This is a genomic window from Porphyromonas uenonis 60-3, from assembly GCF_000174775.1.
GTDB classification, from domain to species: domain Bacteria; phylum Bacteroidota; class Bacteroidia; order Bacteroidales; family Porphyromonadaceae; genus Porphyromonas; species Porphyromonas uenonis_A.
In genome coordinates this window covers 1-578 of record NZ_ACLR01000064.1, presented here as the reverse complement: position 1 = coordinate 578, position 578 = coordinate 1, and the positions used below count along the sequence as shown (strand labels likewise).

The window sequence follows — 578 nt, the reverse complement described above, 5'->3', positions numbered from 1 at the left end:
ACAACACTCAAGTAGCTGATGTCGAGCAAAGTACTGCTAAGCCTCTTAGCTCTTCTTCCACCACTCAGGAGGAAAAAGCAAAAGGTTTTGCCTCTTTCCCCCCTTCGTCCCCCTTTTCTCTTTCCCCTGTAACCCCTAACTCTATACCCCCTATAATCCCCCAATCTCGTCATCTTCGCTTCGCTCAGATGACCCAGCTCCAGCCCCGTGCGCGTGAGGCAAAATTTTTGGGAGCCGATGATGGGCAATTAAGCCTGACGGACGTATCACCCCATAAAGGCTTAAGGGAGCAGGAGGCTCTCGCCTTCGTAGATTACTTCAATAGCAAGCTAGCAACAAAGCAAGCTAACATACCAGCGTTGCGCTCTCTGCAAGGAAGTCGTCTAGCTGAACTAAATGCCCGCCTTCGAGAGTATGGCGCAGATGCCCTGCTGGAGGCTGTTGACAATCTCGTGTCAAGCGAGATGCTCAATGGTCAGAATGCTAGAGGTTGGCACGCCACTTTCGATTGGTTTGTCAAGCCTTCAAACTTCGCTAAAGTACTTGAAAACAACTACAAAGAACTCTTCACCCCCAGC

At 50.2% G+C, this 578-nt stretch carries 1 pseudogene; it reads left to right on the top strand.

Annotation, left to right across the window (positions count from 1 at the left end):
• Positions 1-188 precede the first annotated feature (188 nt).
• Positions 189-578 (top strand): annotated as a pseudogene (locus PORUE0001_RS01950) (hypothetical protein); the annotation flags it as partial.